The 470-nt window shown below is 62.6% G+C and carries 1 pseudogene; it reads left to right on the top strand.

The window, feature by feature from the left end:
* Positions 1–470: pseudogene (locus ACK59H_RS22975) on the top strand (type IV secretion protein Rhs); the annotation flags it as partial.

The following is a 470-nucleotide window of genomic DNA, read 5'->3' as shown; positions in this document are numbered from 1 at the left end:
TCACTGGGTCGCCTGACTGATATCAAGCGCGTAGTCAACAACGAAGCTGTCGAAACCCTTACACAGTACCGCTACGACGAACACGGCCAGCTGAGCGCGGTGATCAACCGCAACGGCGACACCGTGCGCAACTTCAGCTACGCCGAAGGCCTGATGGTCACCCACAGCAACGCCCTGGGCCTGGGCTGCCACTACCGTTGGGAAACACTCGGCGATAAACCACGCGTGGTCGAGCACTGGACCAGCGATGGCGAGCACTACCATTTCCGCTACGACCTCGATGCCCGCACCAGCTGGGCCACCGATGTGCTCGGCCGCGAGCTGGAAGTGCAGTACAACGCCGACCACCGTGTCATCGCCAGCCGTGACTACGGTGGCGAGCGTTACGCCATCGAGCTGGACGAGCAGGGCAACATGGTCGGCCTCGACCTGCCGGACGGCAACCGGCTCGCCTTCCAGTACGACGAATT

It is taken from the genome of Pseudomonas sp. KCJK9000 (assembly GCF_046230725.1).
In the GTDB taxonomy this organism is placed as follows: Bacteria; Pseudomonadota; Gammaproteobacteria; order Pseudomonadales; family Pseudomonadaceae; genus Aquipseudomonas; species Aquipseudomonas promysalinigenes.
Note: the sequence above shows the minus strand (reverse complement) of the source record. Positions and strands in the feature narration are given on the sequence as shown.